The 7,878-nt window shown below is 61.5% G+C and carries 10 protein-coding genes; 2 read left to right on the top strand and 8 right to left on the bottom strand.

Translation table 11 applies throughout. The annotated features are described in order from the left end of the window. Positions 1–113 precede the first annotated feature (113 nt). Both ACKUUH_RS13955 and ACKUUH_RS13950 read right to left on the bottom strand, forming a co-directional pair. Positions 114–389, bottom strand: coding sequence for a hypothetical protein (locus ACKUUH_RS13955; RefSeq protein ID WP_407950521.1), 276 nt, complete (start codon positions 387–389; stop codon positions 114–116). A 477-nt stretch (positions 390–866) separates the two neighbouring features. After that, positions 867–2,228, bottom strand: a complete 1,362-nt coding sequence (locus ACKUUH_RS13950; protein WP_407950520.1) for an oxygenase MpaB family protein — start codon at positions 2,226–2,228, stop codon at positions 867–869. Between the two features lie 129 nt (positions 2,229–2,357). On the opposite strand from ACKUUH_RS13950, the gene ACKUUH_RS13945 reads away from it, so the two are divergent. Further along, complete coding sequence (locus ACKUUH_RS13945) at positions 2,358–2,927, top strand: TetR/AcrR family transcriptional regulator (protein WP_407950519.1); 570 nt, start codon at positions 2,358–2,360, stop codon at positions 2,925–2,927. A gap of 8 nt (positions 2,928–2,935) precedes the next feature. Here ACKUUH_RS13945 and ACKUUH_RS13940 read toward each other — a convergent pair whose 3' ends face one another. The 6 genes from ACKUUH_RS13940 to ACKUUH_RS13915 all read right to left on the bottom strand — a co-directional run bounded on the left by ACKUUH_RS13940 (position 2,936) and on the right by ACKUUH_RS13915 (position 6,968). Continuing rightward, on the bottom strand, positions 2,936–3,688 hold the full coding sequence (locus ACKUUH_RS13940) for a helix-turn-helix domain-containing protein (protein WP_407950518.1): 753 nt from the start codon (positions 3,686–3,688) through the stop codon (positions 2,936–2,938). A 143-nt stretch (positions 3,689–3,831) separates the two neighbouring features. Then, entirely contained in the window at positions 3,832–4,239 is a 408-nt protein-coding gene (locus tag ACKUUH_RS13935; RefSeq protein ID WP_407950517.1) for a response regulator transcription factor, read from the bottom strand. Between the two features lie 90 nt (positions 4,240–4,329). Next, positions 4,330–4,950 carry a response regulator FixJ gene (gene fixJ / locus ACKUUH_RS13930; RefSeq protein WP_407950516.1) on the bottom strand — a complete coding sequence of 207 codons (621 nt, stop codon included), beginning with the start codon at positions 4,948–4,950 and terminating at the stop codon, positions 4,330–4,332. Positions 4,951–4,955: 5 nt separating this feature from the next. Further along, positions 4,956–6,098 (bottom strand): PAS domain S-box protein, encoded by a 1,143-nt coding sequence (locus ACKUUH_RS13925; RefSeq protein WP_407950515.1) that lies wholly within the window; start codon positions 6,096–6,098, stop codon positions 4,956–4,958. 129 nt (positions 6,099–6,227) lie between these two features. After that, positions 6,228–6,632, bottom strand: a complete 405-nt coding sequence (locus tag ACKUUH_RS13920; protein WP_407950514.1) for a DUF3775 domain-containing protein — start codon at positions 6,630–6,632, stop codon at positions 6,228–6,230. Between the two features lie 48 nt (positions 6,633–6,680). Next, entirely contained in the window at positions 6,681–6,968 is a 288-nt protein-coding gene (locus tag ACKUUH_RS13915; protein ID WP_407950513.1) for a hypothetical protein, read from the bottom strand. A 204-nt stretch (positions 6,969–7,172) separates the two neighbouring features. Here ACKUUH_RS13915 and ACKUUH_RS13910 point away from each other — a divergent pair, with 204 nt between their 5' ends. Beyond that, positions 7,173–7,823 (top strand): MBL fold metallo-hydrolase, encoded by a 651-nt coding sequence (locus ACKUUH_RS13910; RefSeq protein ID WP_407950512.1) that lies wholly within the window; start codon positions 7,173–7,175, stop codon positions 7,821–7,823. The last annotated feature ends 55 nt before the right edge of the window (positions 7,824–7,878 follow it).

Here is a 7,878-nt window from a genome sequence, read left to right as displayed (position 1 = left end):
CAATTGACGGACTCTACTCAAATCTGGAGGAAGTTCAGGGGCTCACGTCAGAGCTAGAACGCTTTACCGCCCACACGCCTGCAACACAGCAGCCGGGACGATGACCCCCATAGTCAAATGCCGATGCTGGGCTTGTCTTCGAGATACTTTAATACAACCGCGCGTATCTGGGCCGCAGTCCATCCGTCAACGCACGCTTCCAGTCGATTGAGGCTGTCCGATTCTGGCCCCGCCGCCGAAGCTATTCCAACCTCGTAGCCCTCTAGAACGCTCGTAGCGATGATCGTCTGAAATAATATGTCGTCCAGTTCAATGAACTTGTTCCCTGTAATCCATCGCCCTTTCTCCGATGCTTCGCTGCTTGCGCCAACCAAAAGAGCAATTCCCACCGATATTCCAAGCGCAACCCTTCTCACCGTGTCCCCCTATTCTTTCGACAGCTCATCGACCGAAAACGGCTCCGGCAAGCCGGAATTGTCGAGATAGCCGGGACGCTTGATAGACGCGCCTTTCGTCCCGCATTTTGTGCATTTCAGAGAACGCCGCAGCACGTCGCCGGGCGTTTCCGGACCCCCCGGATGATAAAGGGGCGCAATTGGCACAGCCGAACGATGCCCGCAGCCGATCTTCTCACAGTAGACGCGAAACCAGCCCGGGGCATTGCTGATTTGTATCAGCGTCGCGTGCGGCGGAGCTGGTTCCCAAGGGCGTTTCGGCATGGCCCCATTTAGCGCGCGGCTCAGGAATGTGTCGAGCCCGATAGAAAAAAGGGCCGGGATTGCCCCGGCTCTATCTACATTCTGCCCTAGCGCCGCTTCAGCACCGATTGCGCCGCCGCGCGAGTTTGTGCTTGGGCCCGTGCGCCTTCAGGCGGCGTTGGCCCTGCCATGCGCGTGGGCGGCGACCGTCCGGTCGGCGTATTTCGCGGCGTCGGTGGTGTATTCGGCATGGCCATATTCGATCAGCAGCCTGTCGATCCTGGCGATGAGGCGACGGTCCACCGCGTCTCGCAAGGCGGGAATGGCCAGCGCGAGCGAATACAGCTTTTCGCGACCGAAGACGAAGAGCCCGAGCGCGATGAAGACCGGCAGGTCATAGGGCCGCAGTTCGACGCCCATGAGCTTTGCCTTGCCCGTCTTGTCGCCTCGCAGGAATGCGCGGTTGAAATAGACGCGCGCGAAAATCCGCTCGAGCGCGTTGAACACCCGGCTCTTGAGCGAGCGGTCCGACGGGAAATAAGCCGCCATGGTGGCGCGTACCAGGGCGCCGCATGTCGCGTCGTCATAGCCGTCGCGCAAGGTGCCCGAATAGACCACCATCGCGTCATAGATGCCTTGCGGCGTCGTGGGCAGCAGGTCTTCGGGAAGGCCGAGAAGCCAGCAGCGATAGCGATTGAATTCGACGAAGGCGCGTTCGGCGGGCGTGAACTCCGTCCGCCCTTCGCGGATCATCTTGAAGGCGAGCAGGAAGACCGCGATCGTCCCGGCCGGCATCTGATCGACCTGCGGTACCGGAATGCCGAATGTCTGGACGTCCCAGGAGCGGCTGCTGCGCAGGACATTGAAGCGCACCATGGAATGCATGAGCCGCACCATGGCGGCGGCCTTGAAGCCCGTGCCGAAGCGATTGAGCGCGCCGGGCAGCGAAGTCGTGGTGAAGAAGCTCGCCGTCTCCTTGATGCGCCGGACGGCCGTCTCATGGGAGAGTGTGCCGGTGAGCGCCATGGGAAGCGCGGAATATTTGTTGAGGAAGGTCGCCACGAAGGCGCCACGCACCACGAAAGGCGCCAGATTGGCCGTCGGGTTGCGGCTCACCCGAGCGCCCTCCTCGATCAGGCTCATGTCGATCCAGTCCGGCGTTGCTTCCATTTCGCGGATGAAAGCGACGAGCTCCGGCGGCGCGTCCTTCACGTTCTCAACGCCCTTGTCGCAAGCCTCGGTCAGCATGGCGACAAGCGGACGGAAGCCATATTGCGGCATCAGCGCGGCATAGGCATCCGCGGTGGCGTCGCCCAGCATCGTATAGGCGCGCGCACGGGCGACCGTTTCGGGATTGGAGAGGAGACGCTTTCTCGCTTCGCGGTCGCCTTCGTTGAGCTGCATGCAGTTGTCGTCGAGGCCGCCGGCGAAACGTTCGGGCGTGATCGAGAAGTCCACCCCGCCATACATGGCGGGCAGCTTGTCCCGCTGCGCAAACACCCTCGCCTGCAATGCTTCGAGACTTTCCATCGCCCTCTCCATAACTTACAATTTATAACTTAGAGTTTGTAAGTTATATCGCGACCGGTGACGGGATCAAGCATGAATCGAACGGCCAAGACGAAAACCGGAGCACCTCGCCGCCGCATGAGCCTTGAAATGCGGCGCGAGCAAATCATCGACGCCACGCGGGATATCGCGGACAGCGAGGGCTTCCACGCGGTCACGCTGGACCGCGTTGCCGAAGTCTGCGGCATAAGCCGTACCGTCATCTATCAGCTGTTCGGCAATCTCTCGGGCCTGCTGCTCGCCATGGTGGATCGCGAGTTCAAGAAGGCGGCCAGCGATTTCCTCAAGGCCAGCGAGCGCGTTCCGGCCAAGGGCCAGTCACGCTATGCGGCGGGCGTTGCGGGCGTGCTGGAGGCGGTGGACGCCTCGCCCGCTACCTGGCGCATGCTGTCGATGCCGAGCCAGGGCGGGCCGCCCGAACTCTATGAACGGCTCGACCAGGCCAGGCAGATGACGGAAGAGCATCTTGCCGCCGGACTTGAAAAGGAAGGCTTCGAGGCATCGCGTCTTGCGAACCCGGACAAGGAGCTGGCCGTGCGGATGCTGCTCGCCGTCTCGGAGCAGTTCGTGCATCTGCGGCTCACCGATCCGCAGACCTACACGACCGAACGTCTCGTCGCCCAAGCCGAATGGCTTTTCAGGGCGATGTTTCCGCGCTGAGCGGCCGTTCAGGATTCGCCGTTGGCGGTGTCCTGCAGCAGGCGGATATTCTTCACGACGATTTCGCGCGGTCCGGGAACGCCGAGGATGCCCGCGCGCTTGAGATCGCTGATCGTCCGGCAAACCGTTTCGATCGTCAGTCCGAGATAGTCGGCGATGTCCTGACGTCCCATGTGGAGGTCGATCATGACGCTATCCCTGCGGTCGCGGCCGCGCCGGTCGAGCATCATCAGCAGGAAGGATGCGACGCGTTCCTTCACCGTCTGGCGGCCGAGCATCAGAAGGTGGTTCTGGGCGAGCGACAGCTCGCCGCAAAGCAGTGCCACGAGATGCGAACGAAATTCGGCCGAACTCCGGTCGAGATCCGCGAGGCAGCTATGCGGGAAGCGCACGACCGCAGTGTCGATCATCGCCTCGGCGGTCAGCGCATATTCTTTGCCCTGACAGGCAAGCCCAAAATATTCGCCGGGAAAGCAGAAGCCCGCGATCTGCCGGCGGCCATCGGCGAAGAGCTTGCACAGTCGCACCGCCCCGCTCGTGACCTTGTAAAAGGAGCCTGCCGGTTCACCGTCGGAGAAAATGGCCTGGTTTCTTTCGAACTCGAGCATCGAGCCCGCCGTAGGGAAGCCGGACACCCTGCCCTCATCCCGTTCTTCCACATCACCGGAAAACCCGTTCGTCCCGAGAAATGCGACGAGTCCCCCCATATCCGGCACGCGACTGGACGTTGCGGGATGGAAGCTTTTCGTGCTGATGGACATGAGTTACCCCTTCATGTGAGCCGGCTGAAAAGACGCCGGTTCGACGGAACGAAGAAACGATGCCACGGGGGACGGTTTGCCAGTATTCAGGAATAACCCGTAGAGGACCCTGTTTCGTCGCAAATGGATGCAACGGTCCTGCGTCAGTCGCCCGAAGCAATAGCGAGCGCGCGCGCGATTTCACGCGAGAGATCGCTCTCTTCCGCAGGCTTCTCCAAAAGCGCGAGCGCGCCGGCACGCTCCACACGCTCGCGCAGGGAAACGCTCGACCGGCCGGTCAGAACGATGGCGGGAATGGGAATGCCCGACGCCTGCAAATGTTCGAGGAGATCGGCTCCGCTCATGCCAGGCATGTGGAGGTCCAGGAGAAGACAGCAATTCCTGCCCTGCAGGTGGCGCGCGGGCTTCTCGGCATCGATGAACGCCTGGGCATCCGCGTAGTCGCGCACCGTCATGCCGACGGATTCGAGAAGAAACCGCACGGATTCACGCACGGCATCATCATCATCGACGACGTAGATGGTTGGCGAACTTGACGGCGACAGCTGCATTTCACAATACCTTCGCGGCCTGCGTTGCGCCGCAGGCGGAAGGTAGCAGCGGTCCCACCGCCAATGTATCCGTAGTTTTACGAGGTCGACCTAACCTATCTTTTTCTCCGCGGGGACGACGCCTGCCGCGAGCGCGATCCTCACGACCTCGGGCAGGCTCCTGACCTTCAGTTTCTCCATCAAATTGGCCCGGTGGACCTCGACCGTCCTTGGCGAGATATCGAGTTCGTAGGCGATGACCTTGTTCGGGTGACCGGCGACGAGATGTTCGAGGACCTGGCGCTCCCGCGACGTCAGGCTTTCCACCAGCGCGAGGGCGTGCTGGCCGGGCGCGCCCGCCGGACGGCTCCGCGATATCTCCAGCGCCCGCTCGATGGCGGCCAGCAGGTCGTCCGCGTCGAACGGCTTCTCGATGAAGTCGACCGCGCCTTCCTTCATGGCCCGCACAGCAAGCGGCACATCGCCATGCCCGGTCATGGCGATGAGCGGAAGGCGGGCCCGGCGGCGCACCAGTTCCTGCTGCAGTTCGAGACCGTCCATTTCCGGCATGCGAATGTCGGCGACAATGCATCCCGCCATATCCGCCGAATAGCTTCCGAGGAAGGCGACCGCAGAGGCAAAAGCCGCAACGCCGAAGCCGGCGGCTTCCAGCAAGGCGCAGAGCGATGACCGAACGGCATGGTCGTCGTCTATGACGAAAATCTTCTCCATCGGACTCACAGGCTTGAGAACTGCTGCGGGGGCAATGAAAAGTGGAACTCCGTGCCGCCGCCGGGTGCAGGCTCCATCCAGAGGCGGCCGCCATGCGCTTCAATGATGGAGCGGCATATGGAGAGGCCTATGCCCATTCCGTTTTCCTTGGTGGTCACGAAAGCCTCGAACAGGCGCCGGATCACTTCATCGGGCATGCCGGGCCCGGTGTCCAGAAAACTGGCCTGAACGTGCCCTTCCCCGTTCATTCGCGTTACAACCGTCAGTCTACGGATCGATACTTCCTCCATGGCTTCGACGGCATTGCGAACGAGATTGAGAACGACCTGTTGAATCTGGATCCTGTCGATGAATATGTCCGGGAGATCCGCCGCGAACGACTTCTGTACCTTGACGTCGAGCACCGCCGCTCCGACAAACGCCAGTTCGATTGCTTCCTCGATCACCCGGTTCAGGGATTCGACCGTCCTGCTGGTATCCCGCTTTTCGGTGAATTCGCGCAGCCTCTTGATGATTTGCCCGGCCCTGCTCGTCTGCTCGAGAGCCTTCTCCATCATCTCCCGCGCGCGGACGACAGAGGCGTCTTCCACAGCACCCACCGTTCGCTGCGCCGCGCGCAGATAATTCATGATGGCGGCGAGGGGCTGGTTCAACTCATGCGCAAGCGCTGACGACATGTGTCCCATCTCGTTGAGGCGCGACACATGCATCAACTCCGATTGCAGTTCCTGAAGCTTGAGGTAGGCCGACTGGCGCGCGCTGATGTCGTGAACGATGCCCACGAAAAGCGGCATATCGCCGAACATGCCTTCGCCGACGGAAAGATAAATGGGAAATACGGAACCGTCCTTCCGCTGCGCCATCACCTCGCGGCCGATGCCGATGATCTTGCGCTCGCCGGTCGTGCGATAGTTTTTCAGATAGCCGTCATGCTCCTGGCGGTAGGGCGACGGCATGAGCATGCTGACGTTGCGGCCCAGAACCTCGGCAGGCCCATAACCGAAAAGCCGTTCGCATGCTTCGTTGAAGAGCCGCACCGTTCCGGCTTCGTCGATTACCAGGATACCGTCAACGGCTGTCGATACGAGCAGACGAAAAAGCACCGCGTTCTCTGCTTCGCCGAATGGCAGGTTCTGGTACTTTTCCATCCCCATCCCGAAATGATGTTATCGAGGTGGAAAATAACACTCGGACCAGTGTGAATACAAGTCAAGGCGCAGGCCGGAATGCGGTCCCGATGCGGGACTTGCAGCTCCCTTAAGCCGACGCGACGGAATTCAGAGATTGCGGCTTTCGAATTTTTCGCAGCTTTCGCCAAACGCGGCGAGACCTTCCTCCAGATAGTCGGCGAGCAAAGGCAGCTGGAGCAAATATTCCGCGGTTCGCTCGTTGTGCGCGGCTCCTGCCTCCGACAACGCCTCCTCCCATTCGTCGAGCGTGTAGGTGGCGCGACCAAGCCAGCAAAGAGCGACAAGTTCGATCTGTTCGTCCGTATCGAGGTTTCTCACGAACTCAAACAGTTTCTGCCTCGTCGGATCGTCGGGGAAGTCCTCGAGCACGTCCACCATCCGGTCATCCGATGGATTGGATCCGGGAGATGGATCGCTGACTTCTTCCTTGGCGTCGAGGGCTCTCGCCTTCACGACGATGTGGCACACCTTCTCCGGATTGATCGTGAGCATTCCGGTCTCTCCACCGCATGCGGCACGTTTCCAAAGAAGCATGCCGCGTCACGAGCCGGCGTCGATGACGTCGTCTTCCATCAGAAGAACGCCGGCGACCAGAAGCGGGCAAATGACGAGGAAAACAAGCGCAGGAAGCACTTCTGCTTCATGGCCATACAAAGGCAACAGCATCGCGCCGCCGGCGATGCCCATGGCAACCCAGAGCGGCACGAGAAAAGGCGCACGCGATTCCCGCGCCTTCGGTTCGGCCTCGGGCATGGCCCGGACCTGAGAGGGCAAGATGGCGGTCACGATTGAAACGGGGAGACGTGCCGCTGCGATCCGCATGTTCATGACGTTCCTCCTCTGCATGAAGGCGCTCATGCCTCCAGATGCCGATGAGAATGCGGCATGCCGCAACCTCACTCCTTGATCTCAGTCATATCCGGAAATTTTTGTTTGCCGCGATCCGGCGCCAGTGTGCGCAAGGTCGACAAGTGCCGGGAGAGCCCCTACCTTTCCGCCCAGCGACATTCCATAAGCAAACGAGTTTCCGCCATGGGCTTGAAGGCCGCCATTCTCCCCGTCACACCGTTCCAGCAGAACTGCACGCTTTTGTGGAACGACGAGACCATGCGCGGCGCCGTGAGCGATCCGGGCGGCGATCTCGAACGGATCAAGCAGGCGGCGGCGGAGATCGGCGTGACCATCGAGAAGGTTCTGCTGACGCATGGCCATCTCGACCACGCGGCGGCTGCCGGGGATCTCGCCCGCGACCTCGGCGTTCCGATCGAAGGACCGCATGAGGACGACCTTTTCCTGATCGAGACCCTGCCGGAACAGGCGGCGAAATACGGATTTCCGCCGGTGGGCGCTTTCCGGCCGGACCGCTGGCTCAAGGACGGCGACAAGGTGGAGTTCGCCGGGCTCACCCTCGACGTGCGCCACTGCCCGGGCCACACGCCGGGGCATGTCGTCTTCTTCCACGAACCCTCGCGGCTCGCCATTGTCGGCGACGTTCTCTTTCAGGGCTCCATCGGCAGGACCGACTTTCCGAGGGGCGATCACGGCGCCCTCGTCAATTCGATCCGGGAGCGGCTCTGGCCGCTCGGCGACGACGTGACGTTCGTTCCAGGCCACGGTCCGCTTTCGACTTTCGGCGTGGAGCGGCGAACCAATCCCTTCGTCGCGGACGAGAATTTCGCCTGAGCACTTCGCGGGGACGTTTACCCAGCGGAAAGCCGGCGTTGACCCCATGAAATCC

The sequence above is a fragment of the Parvibaculum sp. genome, from assembly GCF_045863935.1.
Lineage (GTDB): Bacteria > Pseudomonadota > Alphaproteobacteria > Parvibaculales > Parvibaculaceae > Parvibaculum.
This window is presented reverse-complemented; position numbering and strand designations above follow the sequence as displayed.